Consider the following 18823-nt stretch of genomic DNA (forward strand, 5'->3'; position numbering starts at 1 on the left):
GCGGCACCTTCGCCCCGCCGGACGGGCCGCCCCCGGTCAGCGCCGCGCCGGGCGCGAGGCGGGCGCGCCCCCGTCCAGCGGCTCGTCGCTCCAGTCGACGGCGATCGAGTCCTCCTTCGCGGCCTCGGGGCGCACCCACTCTCTGGTGATGGAGCCGCCGCTCACGGGAGGCTCGTCGCTCCAGTCGACGGTAATGCCCGTGATGCCCTCGACAGCGGTCGAGACGCTCGCGGGCATCACCGGGATCGTGGCGGGCCCGCTCTCGTCCGCGGCGCCTCGGGGCGACGGCTGCTCTCGCAGCGTGATCGCGTCCGGAGCGAGCGCGTGCGCGAAGCGCGACGCGCGCGGCGGCGGCTCGCTGCGCAGGAGGGCGCGCACGTCCTCCAGCATCTGGCGCGCGTCGGGGTAGCGCTGATCGCGGTCGAAGGCGAGCGCGCGATCGACGACGAGGCACACGTCGCGCGGCGCGTGCGGCGCGCGCTGGGCGAGCGGCGGCGCCGGCTCCCTGCCCATCTTCAGCAGGAGGTCGAAGTCGGTGCTCGCCTCGTGGACATGGCGGCCGGCGATCAGCCGGAACATGGTGGCGCCGACCGCGAAGAGGTCGGCGCGGGTGTCGATGTCGCGGCCCTTCGCCTGCTCCGGCGGCATGTAGGGCGTCGTGCCGAGCACCAGGCCCATCCGCGTGAGCTCCCCCTGGAGGCTGGAGTCCTGGCGGATCCGCGCGAGCCCGAAATCGAGGACCTTGATCCGCGGGACGCCGCCGTGCGCGGGCGTGTCCGCTGCGCCGTCGCCGACGACGTACAGGTTGGGCGGCTTGATGTCGCGGTGGATGATCCCCTGCGCGTGCGCCGCGGCGAGCGTGTCGAGCACCTGCGCTGTGAAGCGGAGCACCTCGGCCAGCTGGAGGCCGCCGAGGCGGCGCTCGCGCTCGGCGAGCGACTCGCCCTCGAGGAGCTCCATCACCAGGAAAGGCGCCCCGTCCTCGGCGACGTCGATGTCGCGGATCTCGACGGCGCCCGGGTGGCGGAAGCGGTTCGCGGCCTGGGCCTCGCGCTCGAACCGGTCGCAGATCTCCTTCGATTTCGCGGCCTGCGGGTGCAGGATCTTGAGCGCGTCCCGGCGGCCGATCCGGTGGACGCCGACGTAGACGGCGGCCATGCCGCCGGCGCCGAGCAGCCGCTCCAGCGTCCACTTGTTGCGGATCGTGGTCCCCACGCGTTGTGAGGCGGTTTCGCTGCTCATGGGGTCCTTCCGCTCATGGAAGCGGCGCGGCCGCACGCGGTCAAGCGTATGCTCCGCGCGGTCGCGAGGAGAGCGATGGTGAAACCGGGCAAGCAGAGCGGGCGGCAGTACACCGAGGCCGAGGTGCGGGCCATCCTGGAGCGCGCCCTGCGGGACGCGCAGACGCGCGACGTGAGCCATGACGAGCTGGTCGCGGCGGCCGAGGAGATCGGCATCTCCCGGGGCGCGATCGAGGCCGCATCGCGCGACATCGAGCATGTCCGGGGCGAGGAGGCGGCGCGCGAGGCCATCCTCGCGCGCCGGCGCAAGGGGTTCCGCTCGCACCTGTTCTCGTTCCTCCTCGTGAACGCGTTCCTCTTCGCGGTGAACGCGCTCACGGACGGGCCGTGGTGGTTCTTCTGGCCGCTGCTCGGGTGCGGCCTGGGGCTCGCCTTTCACGCGCTCGGCGCGCTCTCCAGCGACGTGTCCCCGCGGCAGATCCGCCGGGAGCTCGAGCGCAGCGCCGCGCAGTCGCGGGCAGAGCAGCACCGGCGGCTGAAGGAGCAGCGCGAGGCCGAGCGCCTCGAGCGCAAGCAGCGCCTCGAGCAGAGCGCGGAGGATTTCGGGCACGCCCTCGAGGAGGGGGTCGCGACGGTGCTCTCGCGGATCGCGCAGGAGATCCGTGGGAGCGCTCCGCCGCCGGCGCCGGTCGAGGGCGCGTCGAAGAGGTCGCGGATCGCGCCGCTCGACGCGGACGAGGCCGAATCGGAGGAGCTCGGCGAGGAAGAGGCGGATCGGGCGGCCCGGCGAGGCCGCGGCGGGCGCTGACGGCGCGGCGCCGCACGTGTGGCGGTAACTTTTCGGGAGCGGCGCGTGGCCTATCGTTCGACCACCGCGAGCGGCGCGTAGCCACGGCGGGCGGCGCGGGCGAAGGCGCCGGGCGTGATCCCGAAGGCGCGCCGGAAATGGCCGTGCAGCTGGCTCTGATCACAGAAGCCGAGCGCGGTCGCCACCTCGCTCACCGGCCTGCCCGCCGCCAGCCACGCGTACGCGCGCGCCACGCGCATGCGCAGCACGTAGGTGTACGGCGGGATCCCGTGCTCGGCGCGAAACGCACGGCACAGCTGGTAGCGATCGAGCCCGGCCGCCGCCGCCAGCTCGTCGAGCGAGAGGGCCTCGCCGAGGCGCGCGTGGATGAGCTCGGCGGCGCGCCCGAGGCGGCCGCGCGCCACGCCGGCGTGTGGCCGCGCATCGGCGCCGTCGAGCTGGCGCACCAGCGCGTCGAGCGCCTCGGCCACGACGACCTGCCGCGTGAGCGGATCGGGCCGCCCGCGGTACGCACGGTGGAGGGCGAGCAACGGCCGGCGATCGGGATGGCGCCGCTCGAGCAGCGGCACCCGCAGCGAAAGGCTCGGCCGCAGGCCGCGGCGCTCGGCCTGCTCGCGCACCAGCGCCACGTCGAAGGTCACGATCTGGAAGCGCGCCGGCCCGTCGCGCCGCAGATCTTTGTGCACGCTCGTCGGCGCGTCGAGGTGCAGGTCGCCCCGCGCGCTGGCCACGCCGCCGCGGCGCGACCAGAACTCCGCGCGCCCGCGATGGATCAGCGCCACCGCGTACGTCTCCTTCACCGCGCACCACAGCCGCTCGTCGGCGTCGACGAGCAGCGAGCGCACACCGGGCACGTCGGCGTAGGCGCGCAGCTCGGTGCGCACGGGCGCGGCGTCTCTCGGCATCCACCGAGCGTAAACCGGCGCCAGCGGTCGCGCTCTCCGAAGTTTGCGCACGAACGCTCGAGAACGACGCTGGCGGTCGCGCGCGCCAGAGTTGGCGCAAGGAAGCCCAAGACGACGCCGCGGTCGGACCGCATGCTCGCGCTCGATAGCGAGGAGCCCACGCAATGCAGGAATCGTCCGCCGCCCCATGCTCGCCGCGCGTCGCCGCCAGCGCCGCGTTCTTGTGCTTCGCCCCCGTCATGGTCAGCTTCGCCGTCGCCCCCGGCGCGCTGTGGCCCGAGTACCCGGGGCTCGCCTTCCACCTCGCGGTCTTCGCGCTGGTCCCGAGCCTGCGGGCGCCGGAGTGGGCGCGGATGGCCGGCTACGGCTGGCTGTTCCTCGACGTGACCACCGGCGTGATGGCACTCAACCACGTGCCCCACGCCGTCTCCGATCCGGTGCGGCTCGGCGCCCACATCTTCGCCGGCATCTGGATCGTGACGGCGTCGCGCGCCGCCTCGCTGCCGGTGAAGCTCGTCGGCGTCCCCGCCGGCGCCTGGCTCTTCGCCTACAGCTTCGTCTCGCCCTTCTTGCCCCCGACGGTGCTGGCGCCGGCGTCGATCTTGATGATGGTCTGGTTCGCGCTCATCGCCTGGCAGAACGGCAGCCAGCGGCGCGTGTGACGCAGCCGCGCGTCAGAGCTCGGGGAGATTCGGCACGGCAGGGGTAGGGGGGGCCAAACGCCTTTGCGGTGGGTAGGGGGTTCAATGCCTTTGCGAAGACTGGGGCTGACGTTTCCGCGAGGGCAAGACTGCCCTTCCCCGCCCGCGTCTACAGCGCGCCGCCGCGGCCTGCCAGAGTCCGGGCGTGGGCTCAGAGCAAGTCGGAGAGGTCCGGAGCGCGCGTGTTCAGGAACGCGATCAGCTTCGTCAGCCGGCCGGGGGTCAGGCGCCGCTCGCGGCGGAGCAGCGAGATCGGGACGGGCTCGGCGCGGAGCGGCGCGAGCACCTCGACCGCGGCGCCGCTCCGGAGGGAGGCCGCGGCGAGGTAGAGCGGCGCGCAGGCGATGCCGGCGCCGGCGAGCATCGCGCTGAAGCCCGCGTCACCGTCGTCGAAGGTGAAGCGCGCCTTCGGCTCGTAGCTGCCGTCCCGGTGCGGCCAGGGCAAGACGCGCCCGCTGCCGTTCCGGAAGGCGACGAGGTCGTGCCCGTCGAGATCGCGCAGGGTCGCGGGGCGCGCGCGGCCAGCGAGGTAGCCCGGCGTCGCGCAGAGCACCCACGGCGCGGCGAACCAGGTCTGGGCGATGTGCCCGGGCAGACCGTCGAACGGGCCGGAGCGGATCGCAAGATCGATCCCGCCCTCGGCGAGGTCGAGCACCCGGTTCGTGACGCGGATGTCGACCCGGATGTCCGGATGCACGCGCGCGAGCTCGCCCACGAGCGGCGCGAGGACGTGCCGGACCATGCCGGTCGCCGCCGTGAGCCGCACGTTCCCGCCGTCGCCGCGATCGGACGCGTTCGCGGCCGTCTCGGCGAAGGCCTCCGCCGCGCGCACGGCCTCGCGCGCGGGCTCGATCAGCGCCTCGCCGGCGTCGGTGAGGGAGATCGCATGCGTCGAGCGATGGAGGAGCCTCACGCTGGCGCCGTCCTCGAGCCGCGTGATCGCCTTCGAGACGCTCGCGGCGGACATCCCGAGCCTGCGCCCGGCCTCGGCGACCGAGCCCGCGTCCACGACGGCGAGGAAGCACCGCAGCTGCGGGACGGACACCTCGAAGCCGATCGCGGCCATGCCGCGCGACGATGCGCGCGTTCACGGCGCGCCGCAATGGCGGGCCTCCTCGCCGCGCTCGCGATCGGATGCGCCCCGGCGCCCCGTCCGGCGGCCGACGCCAAGGGGAACGCCGGCTTCAGCGGCCACGACGACGTCGCGTACGACGCGAGCCACCGCATCGAGAGCATCGTCATGTTCACGGACATCCCTAAGGAAAGGCTGAAGTAGATGATCACGATCACCCCCTCCGACCTCGAGCGCTTTCTCCGCGAGGACGACGGCAAGCCCGTCGTCATGCTGAACCTCCTCCGCTTCCGCCCCGACGGCGGCCGCGAGCGCTACTTCGAGTACATCGCGCTCGCGCGCCCCGTCCTCGCCCGCCACGGCGGCGAGATCCTCTACGCGGGCGACGGCAAGACGGCGCTCTGCGCCGAGTCCGGCCAGTCCTGGGACTGCGTCGCCCTCGTCCGGTATCCCTCGCGAAGGGCGTTCACGGACATGATCGCCGATCCGGAGTACCACCGCGCCGACCCTGTGCGCCTCTCCGCGCTCAGCGAAGCCGTGCTCCAGCCGACACACCCGCTCGGCTGAAGCACTCCACGCTCTCGAAGGCGCGTCTTCCGTCACCACCCTGCGGACATGCGGATCATGGAGACGCTCGTCCTGGAGAGCGACACGGACTGGACCGTGCTCCGCCCACAGCGTCTCCTCGATCGGATCACGGGCGCTCGCGAAGCGTGAATTGCCCGCAGAGCATCTCTTTCTTGAAGCTCAGCTCATCGAGGCCGATCGCCACGTCCAGGCCGGCCGACCTCGCGAGCTTGTTCATGTCGAACGCGACGAGCTGGATGTTCGAGGCGAAGCGCGCCACCTGGTCCAGCACCGCGTCCAGCAGGGCGTCGATGGTCTTGTTGAGCGACTTGCGGCGAAGTCGAGCGGGCCCCAGCTCCCCTCGAGCTTGATGTCGATGTCCGAGCGCTTCACGTCGAGGTGGATGGCCGCCTTCGCGTCGCCGTCCAGGCGCACGAGCCGCACGACGGGCTTCAGCACGCACTCTCCTTCCAGCTTGATGGACTCGCCGATGCCGGCCACCTTTCCCGAGACCTTGGCGTATGCCTTGACGCGCATCGTGCACGTGGCCTTGTCCTCGGAGATCTCGAGGTTCGGTGAATAGACGGTCGCCTTCACCTCGGCCTCGCCCGAGAACACCGAGTAGCTGGCCTTCTCCTTCTCCTTCCAGGAGGGATCCTTGACCAGCTCCTCGAAGGCCACGTTGATGGCGTCCTCGCGGACGACGAGGCGCACGCGCCCGGCCCCCTCGATCGGCGGGAGGTCCGTGCGGGGGATCGCCATGCCAGGCGCCGTGGCCTGATTCCCGCCGAACACCCGCGCAGACCCGTTGATCTGGTCGTACTCGACCTGCGCGCTGATCAGGGTCGCTCGGATGTCGCCGAGCCCCTGTGTCAGCTCGGGGATCAGGAGGCGCTCAAGCCACTTGACCAGGGCCGGCACCACCACCCTGTCGAGCACCTGGGTCGCGACGGGATCCACCTGGCCCTGTGTGGTGGCCACGGCCTTGTCCACCTTCATGATCAGCCGCGGCCCGGCCGCTGCGCACGTCGCCAGGATGTCGGCCCTGGCGATGAACTCCAGCTTTCGGTCCGGGAAGGTGAGGGCGAGGTGGATCGTGTCCACCGTGCAGAGCGTATTGGACCTGCCCGCCTGGACCTGGGGCGGCAGCGGCGCCAGGTTGAGCCTTGGCGACGTCGGGATGGAGTACAGGTAGCTCGCGCCGAGCTCCGGGAGCGTGCCCTCCTGCTCGAAGTACTCGTCATAACGCCGGTAGTAGTAGTCGACGACGAGCTGCATCAGCGACTCGTCGGCCGCGAGGTACACGGCCTCGGTGCGCTGGGGCTGGATGTTGGGGAGCTTCACTTCGGCGGTCGTGGGGGTAGACATCGGGGCTCTCCTCTCGGGTTGGAGAGAGGCCTCTGTGAGCCTCGCTCCGGCAGCATGTGCGGTCTCGGGGTGCGTCTCACCCCGCCCTCCGCGCGCTTCACTCCTTCATCCGAAAGGCGAGAGAAGAACCCGACAGCGGTCGGTCGATCTTTTCTTCAGGAGCTCGCCCAGGTCGCCGCGGGCCTTCGCCCCGCGCCGTCCGACGGTCCACCCCTCTCGCGTCCGCGTCACCCCCGGCCGGCTACCCTCGACGGGATGGTTCACCCCGTCGTCGATCGGTGGTCCCGTGACCACTTCGGCGCCCCCGCGCAGAAGCGCGCGAGGCCGGTTCCGACCGATCCTGGTGACCGCTGCCGGCAACCGGGGCACCATGGCCGCCGCATGGGCCTGCACCAGGGCGTTCCCGGTACCTCGCCGGCGAGATCGGGGCGGAGGCTTCCGGCAGGCAGCGCGAGGTGAGCGCCAGGCGGAGGGAACAGCGTGTCGTCGAGGATCTTCATCAGCCATGCCGCTGCGGATTCATCGCATTGCCAGCTCCTGGAGCGCCATCTGGCGTCGCTTTGCCGCGAGCATCTGATCGCGCTCTGGCATCACCGCATGGTCCATCCAGGCGAGGATGCGCGAGCGGCGATCCGCAGGCAGATGGAGGCCGCCGATGTCGTCCTGCTGCTGGTCACCCCGGATTTCGTGGCATCCGACGAGTGCAACGAGCAGGCGGCCCAGGCGATGGTGCGCCATCGCCTGGGCGCGGCGCGCGTGGTCCCCATCCTGGTGCGCCCTGTCGACTGGCGCGGCGCTCCGTTCGCGGCGCTGAACCACCTTCCTCCGGACGGGCGAGCCATCACGCGTCATCCGGACCACGACGAGGCCTGGGAGCAGGTCGCGCGCGAGCTCCGGTCCATGGTCGTGCGCACTTCATCGCGGCTCGGCGTCGCCGGTGAGAGCACCCCAGGCCGCCCCCGCAGGGAATCGCCGGCGAGCCGCATGCTCCGTGCTACGGCGCTGGCGATGGCTCTCGCCGCTGCTGGAGCGACCTTCCTGTGTCTCCGTTCGGAGCCCGAGCTACGTGACACCGTGAAGGCGTCCGAGCCACGTGACACCATGAGGCTGAGCCATCTCCTCTGGGCTCCAGCGGACTGCGGTCAGAAGCAGCCCATGGTTGGCTATCGACAGTGCAGCGATCTTCGTGGCCTCCCGTGGCTGCAAGCCCAGCTCAACCTCCTGAAGAGCGCCGGAGTGCAGGGCTTCATCGATCTGCCCGTCGATGCGCGGCTGGACGCGGCGAACTCCGCGGGGAAAGATAACTGGCTGCTGTACACGACGGCGGGAGACCGACGTGTGCTGGTCGGGGTGGGCTATCAGCATGAAACGCGCTCGAAGGATGGGTGCCTGCGGCTGTACGATGCGCAGACGCTCGAAGCGCGCTCTGCCACGGTCTGCCTGGACGAGGGAGGGCGCTGGTGGACCAGGGACGAGAACGGGACCTATCGAGCTGTTGGACGGTGACGTTCCACCGGGCGCGTCGAAGGGTGTAGATCCTGCACGCCCTCCCCGCGGAAGACGGCGCCATGGCGGGGGCGACCTTCGCCCCGCGCTTCGCGCCGCTCTCCCACGCCAACCGCCGCCCCTCTCGCTTTCGCCTCTCCCCCCGGCGGGCTACCCTCGATGGGATGTTTCACCCCGTCGTCGACCGGTGGTTTCGTGACCGCTTCGGCGCCCCCGCCCCCGCCCAGGAGCGCGCCTGGCCGGTCATCGCGGCCGGCCGCGACGCCCTGATCAGCGCGCCGACCGGCGCCGGCAAGACGCTCGCGGCCTTCCTCTTCTGCCTCGACCGGCTCGTCCGCGACGCGGCGCGTGGCGCGCTCGAGGACCGCACGGATGTCCTTTACATCTCGCCGCTGAAGGCGCTCTCCCACGACGTCCACCGCAACCTCGAGCAGCCGATCGCCGAGATCTCCGCGGCCATGGAGGCGGCGGGCCTGCCCGCGCCGGGCATCCGTGCCCTCGTGCGGACCGGCGACAGCCCCGCGCAGGAGCGGCGCGCCATGGCGGCCCGGCCGCCGCACGTGCTCGTCACGACGCCGGAGTCCGCGTTCATCCTGCTGACCAGCGCGTCGGGGCGGCGCGCGCTCTCCGGGGTGCGCACGGTGATCCTCGACGAGGTCCACGCGATCGCCGGCGACAAGCGCGGCGCCCACCTCGCGCTCTCGCTCGAGCGGCTCGAGGACCTCGTGGTCGGCCAGGGCGGCGCCCGGCCGCAGCGCGTGGGCCTCAGCGCCACGGTCCGCCCCATCGAGATCGCCGCCCGGCTCGTCGCCGGCGCGCGCGAGCTGCCCCAGATCGTCGACGTCGGGCAGCGGCGGGATCTCGATCTCGCCATCGAGGTGCCCCGCGACGAGCTCGGCGCGGTCTGTACGCACGAGCAGTGGACCGAGATCTACGACCGCATCGCGGCGCTCACGGAGGGAGCGCGGTCGACGCTCGTGTTCGTCAACACGCGCCGCCTCGTCGAGCGGGTCGCGCACGCGCTCGGCGCGCGGCTCGGCGAGGACGTCGTGGCGGCCCACCACGGCAGCCTCTCGCGGGCCCGGCGCCTCTCGGCGGAGCGGCGCCTCAAGGCCGGGGAGCTCCGGGTCGTCGTCGCGACCGCGTCGCTCGAGCTCGGCATCGACGTCGGCGCGGTCGACCTCGCCTGCCTCGTCGGCTCGCCGCGGTCGATCAACGTCGCCCTCCAGCGCATCGGCCGCTCGGGCCACGCCCTCGCCGCGACGCCGCGCGGGCGGCTCTTCCCGCTGACGCGCGACCAGCTCGTCGAGTGCGCGGCGATCGTGCGCGCCGCGCGCCGCGGCGAGCTCGATCGGATGGCGTCGCGCGAGGGGCCGCTCGACGTGCTCGCGCAGCAGATCATCGCCGCGTGCGCGTGCGAGGAGCGGGACGAGGAGGGGCTCTACGCGCTCGTCCGCCGGGCCGCGCCTTACGAAGGCCTCTCGCGCCGCGACTTCGACGCGGTGGTGGCCATGGTCTCGGGCGGCGCCGCCGCGGCGGACGACGGCGCGTCCGCGGCCCGTGGCGCGCGGCAGCGGGCGGGGTCGCTCGTCTACCGAGACGCGATCGGCGGCCGGCTGCGCGGGCGGCGCGGCGCGCGGCTCGCGGCGCTCACCTCGGGCGGGGCGATCCCCGACATCGCGGCCGTCGACGTGGTGCTCCAGCCCGACGGCACCAAGGTCGGCACGCTCGACGAGGATTTCGCGATCGAGTCGTCCGGGGGCGACGTCTTCCTGCTGGGCAACACCTCCTGGCGGGTGCTCCGGCTGGAGGGCGGCCAGATGTGGGTCGAGGACGCCCACGGCGCCGCGCCGACGGTGCCGTTCTGGCTAGGAGAGGCGCCGGCGCGCACCCCGGAGCTCTCGGCCGAGGTCGCGGCGCTCCGCGCCGAGGTCGCCGCGCGCCTCGACGAGGAGCGGGCCGAGGGGACGCGGCCGGCGGCCGAGCGGGGCCAGGGCGGCGAGGAGGCGCGGGCGGCGTGGTCCCGGGCGGCGCGCTGGCTCATGGAGGCGTGCGCGCTCGACGCGCGCGGCGCGCTGCTCGTGCGCGACTACATCGAGGCGGGGCGCGCGGCGCTCGGCGCGGTCCCTGGCGGCGCGACCGTCGTGGTCGAGCGCTTCTTCGACGAGGCCGGGGGGCAGCAGATCGTCGTCCACACGCCGCTCGGCGGCCGGGTGAACCGCGCGCTCGGGCTCGCGCTGCGCAAGCGCTTCTGCCGCTCGTTCGACTTCGAGCTCCAGGCGGCGGCGACCGACGACGGCGTGCTGCTCTCGCTGTCGGCGGAGCACGGGATCCCGATCGACGAGGTGCTCGATCTGGTCCGCCCCGAGGGCCTCGAGGAGGTGCTCGTCCAGGCCGCTCTCCAGGGCCCGATGTTCCGCACGCGCTTCCGCTGGGCCGCGTCCCGCGCGCTCGCGCTGCTCCGGTTCCGCGGGGGCCGGCGGGTGCCGCCGGCGCTCCAGCGCATGCGCGCCGACGACCTCCTGCTCTCGATCTTCCCCGAGCAGCAGGGCTGCCAGGACAACCACGGGCTCTTCGCGCACGTCGATCCGCCGGATCACCCGCTCGTCCGCGAGGCGCTGCGCGACTGCCTGACCGAGCTGATGGATGTCGAGGGGCTGCGCGCGCTGCTCGTCGGCCTGCGCAGCGGGGCGATCCGCGTCGTCGCGCTCGACACGCCGGAGCCGAGCGTCTTCTCGCACGAGATCCTGAACGCGAACCCCTACGCGTTCCTCGACGACGCCCCGCTCGAGGAGCGCCGCGCGAGGGCGGTCCGGGTGCGGCGCGGGCTCCCGGCGGAGGTCGCCGAGCGGCTGGGCGGGCTCGACCCGCAGGTCGTCGCCGAGGTGGTCTCCGAGGCGCGGCCGGACGTGCGCGACGCGGACGAGCTGCACGAGCTCCTGCTCGACCGGGTCGCGCTCCCCGCGGAGGAGGGGATCCGGAGCGGCCTCGCGAGGCACTTCGAGGCGCTCTGCGCCGCGGGGCGCGCGGCCGAGGTGGGCGCCGCTCCGGGCGCGGGCGTGCCGCGCGCGCCGCGCTGGGTGGCGACCGAGCGGCGGCCGCTTGTCGAGGTGATCTGGCCGGAGGCGGTGTTTGCGCCCGACGTCGCGGTGCCGCCCGCCGTGCGCGGGGCCGCCGGGGCGGTCGATCGCGGCGCCGCCATCACGGCGCTCGTCCGCGGCTTCCTGAGCGCCGCGGGGCCGATCTCGACCGAGGATCTCGCGTCGCGGCTCGACGTGCCCGCGTACGAGGCGCTGTCCGCGCTCACGCGGATCGAGCTCGCCGGCGGCGCGCTGCGCGGGCGCTTCCTGCCGGGCGCGCCGTCGCGGTCGGCGCAGGCCGCCGCGGACGGCAGCGATCCGTCGATCGAGTGGTGCGACCGCCATCTCCTCGCCCGCATCCACCGCCGCACCGTCACCGGCCTGCGCAAGGCGATCGAGCCCGCGACCGCGGCGGAGCTCCTCCGGTTCCTCCTTGCGTGGCAGGGCGTGCGGCCGGGCACGCAGGCGCGCGGGCCGGGGGGCCTCGGGCGGGTCATCGAGCAGCTGCAGGGCTTCGAGCTCGCCGCCGGCGCGTGGGAGCAGGCGGTGCTGCCCGCGCGCGTGGCCGGCTACGACGAGGGGCTGCTCGACGCGCTCTGCCTGTCCGGCGAGGTGGCGTGGGGCCGCGTGGTCCCGCGCGACGCGGCGGCGCCCACGCGCGCGGCGCCGATCACGCTGGCGCTGCGCCGCGATCTCCCGTGGCTCCTCGCGCCGCGGGAGGCCGAGGGCGCGCCGCCGCCGGCGTCGCTCTCCGAGGCGGCGCAGGGCGTGCTGTCGTTCCTGACGCGCGCGGGCGCGTCGTTCTTCGACGACCTCGCCGTCGGTGTGGGCGGCGCGGGCGGCTTGGGCGGCGCGAGCCGCTCCCGGGACGAGGTCGAGGAGGCGCTCTGGGAGCTCGTCGCCGCGGGGCTCGTGACCGGCGACGGCTTCGCGGCGCTGCGCTCGCTGCTCGGCGGCGGCGGCGCGGCCGTCGCGCTGGGCGCGGGCCGCCTGCGCGGCGGGACGCGCCGGGGCGGCCCCGTCGCGTCGGGCAGGTGGTCGCTCCTGCGAGCGCGCCCGGACGCGTTCGCGCCCGCTGCTGGCGAGAGCGCCGAGGGCCCCGACGCTGTCGAGGCGCTCGCGCACCAGTACCTCCGCCGCTACGGCGTGGTCTGTCGCGAGCTGCTCGTGCGCGAGCCGCGGCCGCCCGCGTGGCGCGACCTCCTCCGGGTCTACCGGCGGCTCGAGATGGCGGGTCAGCTCCGGGGAGGGCACCTCGTCGCCGGCTTCGTGGGCGAGCATTTCGCGCTGCCCGAGGCGCTCGACGCGCTCCGCGCCGTCCGGCGAGAGCCCCTGTCCGGCGAGATCGTGCAGCTCTCGGCGTGCGACCCGCTGAACCTGGTCGGCATCGTCACGCCGGGGCCGCGGGTGCCGGCCGCGCTCGGGAACGTGGTCATCTACCGCGACGGCGTGCCGCTCCTGCCCGTGGCCGCGGCCGCGCCTGGCGGGCCGGGACAGGCGATGTCCGCTGCCGCGGGAGCAGCGATGTGAGGGCGACGACCCAGCCTTCTCGCCTCGCCAGAGGAGAGAATTCAACGCAAAGGCGCCAAGACGCCAAGGCGCAAAAATGCACGATAATTGTTCTTTCGTTTGCGCCTTTGCGCCTTTGCGCCTTTGCGTTGAATTCTCTCTCCGGATCCCTGGCCGGACTCCTGGTGGGCGGAACCAGGTCATCATGCGGTTCGATGAGATCGAGAGTCATCTGCGCGCCGCGCAGGCGGAGTCCCTCGACCCGGTGTGATGGACGAGCCGAACTCGAGTCCTTTGACGGTGATCATCGAGGCGCGCAGCAAGACCCCCGCGGCAGGCCGCCAGGGCAGCCCGCGCCCTTGACGCTCGACCGCATGGCGCGAGCTGCCGTACGCTCACGCCAATGGCCAGCGAAAAGAAGAAGAAGTCACGAACCGAGGCCGCCTCGGACGCGGACACGCAGGGCGAGAAGCCCTCCGCTGAGCCGCAGCGCGGCGGCAAGAAGAAGAAGTCGACGCTCACGGCCGCCCAGCGGCAGGATCTGCTCGATCTCGATCCTGCCTATGAGGCGCCGATCGACCACCCCGTCTCCACTACGTTGCAGGAGGCGCGGGAGCTCGAGGTCGCCCTGAGCAAGCTCGGCAAGGAGATCTACAAGAAGAGCAGGCTCTCGAAGGAGGTCGGCACCTCGATCTCTGCCCGGCGCGACCTGCTCGCCGCCGCCGAGTCCGCCTGGACCGAGGTCCGCACGCTCCCGCTCTCCTCCGACCTGCGCGCGCAGCGCAAGGACGCGGAAGCCCTCAAGCGCGACGCCATCGCGGCGCTCCGCTACTTCCTCGCGGCGGACGAGGAGGTGGAGCGGCGCGTCGACGGGATCCTCCTTGGCACCGGCGTCGCCGACCTGGTGAGCGATCTGAGCCAGCTCGCCGAGCTCCTCGAGCAGCACCGCGACGCGCTGGCCAGGGCCGATCTACCGAAGCGCGCCCCGGAGCGCGCCCGTGAGCTCGCCGCGGCGCTCGGCAGCGGCGCGGCGGAGCGCGCCGTCGATCCCGGGGGCAACGCCGCGATGGCACTCCGGAATCGCGCCTTCTGGTGGCTGCGCGAGGCGATGGACGAGATCCGCGCCGCAGGCCGCTATGTCTACCGCGACGAGCGCAAGGTGCTCGCGCTCTTCCGCACATCGAGCGCGCGTGCCCGCGCGCGTCGGCGCGCAGTGAAGCAGGATGAGCCCGAAACGACCGGATCGAGCCCGACACCGGCAGCGCCTGAGCCTGAGCCTGAATCGACCTGACGGCAGCGATCCGACACATCGAGAGCCCGATCCCAGCCGCTTTCGCGAAGCGGACACCGCTGCGGCGTGCTCGAGCGCACGTTGCGCTCCAACCTTGATGCCGTCATTATCCTGCGGCGAACACGCGCTCGGGGGGGCGTTCCTGGTCATCTGAGGCCGCCGCCATGTGGACTGTCTTTCCCGAGCTTCGCCAGCCCGAAAACTCCCGTCACCGCGCCTCCGGCCCGCCAAGGGTGCTCTGGACATCGGCGGTCGCGTTCGCGGCCGCTCTGCAGTGCCTCGCGTGCAATCAGGGAGCGTCCCAGCCCGGCGGCGCGAAGGCGGAGAAGCCTGCGGCCAGCGTCAAGGAGGTGACGCTCGCCCCCGTGACGGAGCTCGTCATGGAGCAGGCCATCGACATCTCGGGGACCCTCGACGCCGATGAGCAGGTGACGCTCGGGGCCAAGGTGGCCGGGCGCCTCGCCTCGATCTCGGTCGACCTGGCGAGCCCGGTCCAGCGAGATCAGGTCATCGCTCAGCTGGAGGCGCGGGACTACGAGCTGCGCATCGAGCAGGCCACGGCCGCGCTGGCGCAGAGCCGCGCCCAGCTCGGCTTGCCCCCGGACGGGCCTGACAGCGAGCTCGATATCGAGGGCACGGCGGTGGTGAGGCAGGCCCTCGCGACGTTCAAGGAAGCGCAGGCCAACCAGGTCCGGGCGCGGGGGCTCGCCAGGGAAGGGCTGATGTCGGGCATGGACCTCGACGCGGCCGAGGCGGCGGCGGTCCGCGCGGAGACCGCCGTGCAGTCGGCGCGGGAGGAGGTGCGCATCCGCGAGGCCGCCGTCCGCCAGCGGCGCTCCGAGCTGCGCATGGCGCGGCAGCAGCTTGCCGACACCCTTGTGCGGTCGCCGCTCGATGGCGTCGTCCAGGTGCGGAGAGCGAACGTCGGCCAGTACCTCGCCGCGGGGGCGCCGATCGTGGACGTCGTCCGGATCGACCCGCTGCGGCTGCGCGTGGCCATCCCCGAGCTCGAGGCGGCCGCCGTGCGCGCGGGCCAGCCCGTGCGCGTGACCCTCCAGGGAGACAGCGCCACCTATCCAGGGACGGTCGCGCGCCTCGCGCCCGCGATCGACCCGCAGAGTCGCACCCTGCTCGTGGAGAGCGACATCAAGAACCCCGGCCACCTGCGGCCGGGGAGCCTCGTCAGCGCGCAGATCGTCGTGAGCTCGAGGCCGGTGCCGACCGTGCCGGCGACCGCCGTCGTCCGGTTCGCCGGCCTCGCGAAGGTCATCACGGTCGAGGACGGCAAGGCGAAGGAGAAGCAGGTCACCGCCGGAAAGACGTCGGGGGATCGGATCGAGATCGTGTCCGGCGTCGCGGTGGGGGAGTCCGTCGTCGCCCGGCCCGGGTCGCTCCAGCAGGGGCAGCCGGTGCGCGTGGTGGAGGGGGGCTAGGGTGCAAGCGCTCGCCAGGATCTGCATCCAGCGGCCCGTCTTCGCCGCCATGCTGACGCTCGCCCTCGTGGTGGTCGGCGCCGTGGCCTACTTCAAGCTGGGCGTGGATCGCTTCCCCGCCGTGGACCTGCCGACGGTCTCGGTCCGCACCACGCTCCCCGGCGGCGCGCCCGAGGACGTCGAGTCGGAGATCTCCGAGGAGATCGAGGCGGCGGTCAACACCGTCGAGGGGATCGCCGAGCTCCGCTCGATCTCGACGAGCGGAACCTCCGTCGTCGTCGCCACCTTCAACCTCGACCGGGACATCGACTCGGCGGCGCAGGACGTCCGCGATCGCGTGCAGGCGGCGCTGCGCCGGCTCCCCGTGGGCACCGATCCGCCCGTCATCGCGAAGCAGGACAACGACTCGACCCCGGTCATGTCGATCGCCCTCTCGGCCGATCGCTCGATCCGGGAGCTCACCGAGGTGGCCGACAAGCTCGTGCGGGTGCAGCTCGAGCGGTCGTCGGGCGTCGGCGAGGTGCGCGTCGTGGGGGGGCAGCAGCGCGCCATCAAGATCTGGCTGAACGCCGATCGCCTCGCCGCGTACGGCCTGCCGATCACCGCCGTCCGCGACGCGATCGTGCAGCAGAACGCGAACATCCCCGCGGGGAACGTCACGGGCAAGGAGGAGGAGCGGACGCTGCGCACGATGGGCCGCATCGAGGACGCGGGCGCGTTCAACGATCTCGTCGTCGCCACCGTCGACGGGCGGCCCGTCCGGGTGCGCGACATCGGCCGCGCCGAGGACGGCACCTACGAGCAGCGCTCGCTGGCCCGCCTCGACGGCAAGCCCACCGTCGTCCTCGACGTCGTGCGGCAGTCGGGCGCCAACACCGTCGCGGTGATCGAGGCCGTGAAGGCCAACCTGGCGAAGCTCTCCGAGCAGATGCCCGAGGACGTGCGACTCGAGGTGATCCGCGATCAGTCGGGCTACATCTACACGGCGCTGCACGAGATCAACGTGCACCTCGTCCTCGGCAGCATCCTCGCGTGCGCGGTCGTCCTGCTCTTCATGCGGTCGTGGCGGTCCACGATCATCGCGGGCGTCGCCATCCCGACGTCGGTCGTCGCGACGTTCGGCATGATGTGGCTGCTCGACTTCACGCTGAACAGCGTGACGATGCTGGCGCTCGTGCTGATGGTGGGCATCGTCATCGACGACGCCATCGTCGTCCTCGAGAACATCTTCCGCTTCGTCGAGGAGAAGAAGATGGACTCCTTCGAGGCGGCCAGGGCCGCGACGCAGGAGATCGGGCTCGCCGTGCTCGCGACGACGCTGTCGCTCGTCGTCATCTTCGTCCCCGTCTCGTTCATGTCGTCGATCTCGGGGCGGTTCCTGTTCCAGTTCGGGATCACGGCCACGGTCGCGATCCTCGTGAGCCTGCTCGTCAGCTTCACGCTGACCCCCATGATGAGCGCGCGCCTGCTCCGCGAGGAGGGCGCCCGCGCGCACGGGGTGGCGGAGGCGGGAGCGCACGGCGGCGGGGGCGGGGCGGCGACGCGAGAGGGCTTCTACGGGAGGCTCGAGGCCAGATACACGCGCGCCCTCGCGTTCGCGATGCGGCACCGGGCGCTCGTCGCCGTCTCGGGCGCGCTGGTGATGGCGTCGGCCGTGCCGCTCTACGGGCTCGTGAAGCAGGAGTACATCCCCTCGGGCGCGGACGACGCGGAGTTCGAGATCCGCGTCACGGCCCCGCTCAGCGCGAGCATCGGCGCGATGGACGACGTGATGCGGCAGATCAGCGACGACGTCCGCGGGGTGCGCGGGGTGCGGAGCGTGCTCGCCACCGCGGGCGGCGGCTTCGTGGGCGGCGTCAGCGCGGGTGAGGCCTTCGTGCGGATCGCCCCGCACGACGAGCGCACGTTCTCCCTGACACGGCTGCTCAGGGAGACGTTCTCCGGCCATCCGTGGCGCGCCTTCAAGGACAACTACTCGCAGAAGGACGTGATGCAGGAGGTGCGGCGCAAGCTGCGCAAGTACTCCGATCTCCGGATCTCGGTGCGCAACGTGCCGTCGTTCAACATCGGCGGCGGGAACTTCGAGATCGACTTCGCGATCCAGGGCCCGGACATCGAGCAGCTCGAGCGTTACGCGAACGAGCTCCGCGAGCGCTCCGCGCAGCTCGGCGGCATCGTGGACGCCGACGTGACGCTGAAGATCGACCGGCCCGAGCTCCGGGTGCTCATCGAGCGCGATCGCGCGGCGCAGCTCGGGGTCCGGACGCAGGACATCGCGACCGCGCTGCGCCTGATGGTGGGAGGAGATCAGGCGGTCTCGCGCTTCCGGGACGAGGCCGAGAACGAGAACTACGACGTGCAGCTGCGCCTCATCGAGGAGGATCGCGATCGGGTGGCGGCCGTCCGCCGCCTCTACGTGCCCCGGACGGCGCGCGCGCCGGCCGCGCCGTCGCCGGGCGGCGCCGGCGGCGCGACGGCGCCCTCGGCCGGGACGCCGCTGCTCCGGGGCGACCTTGTGCGGCTCGACAACCTGGTGCGCATCGAGGAGGCGAGGAGCCCATCGCGCATCGACCGGCTCGATCGCCAGCGGGTCTCGAGCCTGCGCGCCGGCGTTGCCCCCGGTTACGCGCTCGCCGACCGGCTGGAGGCGCTGCGCGGCGCCGCCCGGGAGATGGACATGCCCGCGGCGTACACGACAAGCGTGCGCGGCCGCGGCGCGGAGCTCGAGCGCACGTTCGGCGAGTTCATCTGGGCGTTCCTCCTGTCGATCGTGCTCATGTACATGATCCTGGCGTCGCAGTTCGAGAGCCTGGTGCACCCGGTGACGATCCTGCTCTCGCTGCCGCTGTCGGTGCCGTTCGCGCTGCTCAGCCTGTGGGCGACCGGGAACACGCTGAACCTGTACTCTGCGCTCGGCTTCCTCGTGCTGTTCGGCGTGGTGAAGAAGAACTCGATCCTCCAGGTCGACCACATGAACAAGCTGCGGGGCGAGGGCGTGCCGCGCGAGGAGGCGATCCTCCAGGCGAACCGCGATCGGCTGCGGCCCATCCTGATGACCACGCTGGCCCTGGTCGCGGGCATGCTCCCGCTCTGGCTGGGCACGGGGCCCGGGGCCGAGGAGCGCCAGACGATCGCCGTGGTGGTCATCGGCGGCCAGTCCCTGAGCCTGCTGCTCACCTTGATCGTCACGCCGGTCTCGTACTCGCTGCTCGACGATCTCGCGCGCAGCGAGCGCTGGGGGCGGGTCCGGTCCCGCGTGGCATCCCTCCGCGAGCGCGCGACGGCGCGGTTTGGCCGGCTCTTCGCGCGCAGGACGACGTAGGCGCGGCGGCGCCCGCTGCC

General features: G+C 72.8%; 13 protein-coding genes. 9 read left to right on the plus strand and 4 right to left on the minus strand.

Translation table 11 applies throughout. The features are described 5' to 3' along the window. Nucleotides 1-36: 36 nt before the first annotated feature. The gene (locus tag WMF46_RS15190) at nt 37-1242 is read right to left on the minus strand and encodes a serine/threonine-protein kinase (protein ID WP_437986265.1); all 1206 of its coding nucleotides are present in this window, start codon (nt 1240-1242) and stop codon (nt 37-39) included. A 75-nt stretch (nt 1243-1317) separates the two neighbouring features. On the opposite strand from WMF46_RS15190, the gene WMF46_RS15195 reads away from it, so the two are divergent. Next, nucleotides 1318-2049, plus strand: a complete 732-nt coding sequence (locus tag WMF46_RS15195) for a 2TM domain-containing protein (RefSeq protein WP_437986266.1) — start codon at nt 1318-1320, stop codon at nt 2047-2049. Between the two features lie 50 nt (nt 2050-2099). Here the strand turns inward: WMF46_RS15195 and WMF46_RS15200 are convergent, their stop codons facing one another. After that, the gene (locus WMF46_RS15200; protein ID WP_437986267.1) at nt 2100-2954 is read right to left on the minus strand and encodes a helix-turn-helix transcriptional regulator; all 855 of its coding nucleotides are present in this window, start codon (nt 2952-2954) and stop codon (nt 2100-2102) included. 164 nt (nt 2955-3118) lie between these two features. Here WMF46_RS15200 and WMF46_RS15205 point away from each other — a divergent pair, with 164 nt between their 5' ends. Beyond that, complete coding sequence (locus WMF46_RS15205; RefSeq protein ID WP_437986268.1) at nt 3119-3616, plus strand: hypothetical protein; 498 nt, start codon at nt 3119-3121, stop codon at nt 3614-3616. A gap of 190 nt (nt 3617-3806) precedes the next feature. On the opposite strand, the gene WMF46_RS15210 is transcribed toward WMF46_RS15205, so the two are convergent. Next, nucleotides 3807-4721, minus strand: coding sequence for a LysR family transcriptional regulator (locus WMF46_RS15210; protein ID WP_437986269.1), 915 nt, complete (start codon nt 4719-4721; stop codon nt 3807-3809). A gap of 36 nt (nt 4722-4757) precedes the next feature. Between WMF46_RS15210 and WMF46_RS15215 the strand changes: the two genes are divergently transcribed. Beyond that, nucleotides 4758-4931 carry a hypothetical protein gene (locus tag WMF46_RS15215; protein WP_437986270.1) on the plus strand — a complete coding sequence of 58 codons (174 nt, stop codon included), beginning with the start codon at nt 4758-4760 and terminating at the stop codon, nt 4929-4931. Then, nucleotides 4932-5294, plus strand: a complete 363-nt coding sequence (locus WMF46_RS15220; protein ID WP_437986271.1) for a DUF1330 domain-containing protein — start codon at nt 4932-4934, stop codon at nt 5292-5294. 234 nt (nt 5295-5528) lie between these two features. Here the strand turns inward: WMF46_RS15220 and WMF46_RS15225 are convergent, their stop codons facing one another. After that, nucleotides 5529-6662, minus strand: a complete 1134-nt coding sequence (locus tag WMF46_RS15225; RefSeq protein ID WP_437986272.1) for a hypothetical protein — start codon at nt 6660-6662, stop codon at nt 5529-5531. Between the two features lie 480 nt (nt 6663-7142). Between WMF46_RS15225 and WMF46_RS15230 the strand changes: the two genes are divergently transcribed. The 5 genes from WMF46_RS15230 (at nt 7143) to WMF46_RS15250 (ending at nt 18803) form a co-directional block, all read left to right on the plus strand. After that, a complete protein-coding gene (locus tag WMF46_RS15230) occupies nt 7143-8168 on the plus strand; it encodes a toll/interleukin-1 receptor domain-containing protein (protein ID WP_437986273.1) in 1026 nt (341 codons plus the stop codon). A gap of 62 nt (nt 8169-8230) precedes the next feature. Continuing rightward, nucleotides 8231-12778, plus strand: coding sequence for a DEAD/DEAH box helicase (locus WMF46_RS15235; protein WP_437986274.1), 4548 nt, complete (start codon nt 8231-8233; stop codon nt 12776-12778). 382 nt (nt 12779-13160) lie between these two features. Then, entirely contained in the window at nt 13161-14048 is an 888-nt protein-coding gene (locus tag WMF46_RS15240; protein ID WP_437986275.1) for a hypothetical protein, read from the plus strand. 164 nt (nt 14049-14212) lie between these two features. Further along, on the plus strand, nt 14213-15481 hold the full coding sequence (locus WMF46_RS15245) for an efflux RND transporter periplasmic adaptor subunit (RefSeq protein ID WP_437986276.1): 1269 nt from the start codon (nt 14213-14215) through the stop codon (nt 15479-15481). A gap of 1 nt (nt 15482) precedes the next feature. Next, nucleotides 15483-18803 (plus strand): efflux RND transporter permease subunit, encoded by a 3321-nt coding sequence (locus WMF46_RS15250; protein ID WP_437986277.1) that lies wholly within the window; start codon nt 15483-15485, stop codon nt 18801-18803. Nucleotides 18804-18823 lie beyond the last annotated feature (20 nt).

The sequence above is a fragment of the Sorangium sp. So ce117 genome (assembly GCF_051524395.1).
Lineage (GTDB): Bacteria > Myxococcota_A > Polyangia > Polyangiales > Polyangiaceae > Sorangium > Sorangium cellulosum_B.

Bases quoted from the DNA above. Each gene is read 5' to 3' on its own strand.
- WMF46_RS15235 (WP_437986274.1), top strand. From the start codon at position 8,231: ATGGCGGGGGCGACCTTCGCCCCGCGCTTCGCGCCGCTCTCCCACGCC.
- WMF46_RS15225 (WP_437986272.1), bottom strand. From the start codon at position 6,662: ATGTCTACCCCCACGACCGCCGAAGTGAAGCTCCCCAACATCCAGCCC.
- WMF46_RS15220 (WP_437986271.1), top strand. From the start codon at position 4,932: ATGATCACGATCACCCCCTCCGACCTCGAGCGCTTTCTCCGCGAGGAC.
- WMF46_RS15195 (WP_437986266.1), top strand. From the start codon at position 1,318: ATGGTGAAACCGGGCAAGCAGAGCGGGCGGCAGTACACCGAGGCCGAG.
- WMF46_RS15240 (WP_437986275.1), top strand. From the start codon at position 13,161: ATGGCCAGCGAAAAGAAGAAGAAGTCACGAACCGAGGCCGCCTCGGAC.
- WMF46_RS15200 (WP_437986267.1), bottom strand. From the start codon at position 2,954: ATGCCGAGAGACGCCGCGCCCGTGCGCACCGAGCTGCGCGCCTACGCC.
- WMF46_RS15190 (WP_437986265.1), bottom strand. From the start codon at position 1,242: ATGAGCAGCGAAACCGCCTCACAACGCGTGGGGACCACGATCCGCAAC.
- WMF46_RS15210 (WP_437986269.1), bottom strand. From the start codon at position 4,721: ATGGCCGCGATCGGCTTCGAGGTGTCCGTCCCGCAGCTGCGGTGCTTC.
- WMF46_RS15245 (WP_437986276.1), top strand. From the start codon at position 14,213: ATGTGGACTGTCTTTCCCGAGCTTCGCCAGCCCGAAAACTCCCGTCAC.
- WMF46_RS15215 (WP_437986270.1), top strand. From the start codon at position 4,758: ATGGCGGGCCTCCTCGCCGCGCTCGCGATCGGATGCGCCCCGGCGCCC.
- WMF46_RS15205 (WP_437986268.1), top strand. From the start codon at position 3,119: ATGCAGGAATCGTCCGCCGCCCCATGCTCGCCGCGCGTCGCCGCCAGC.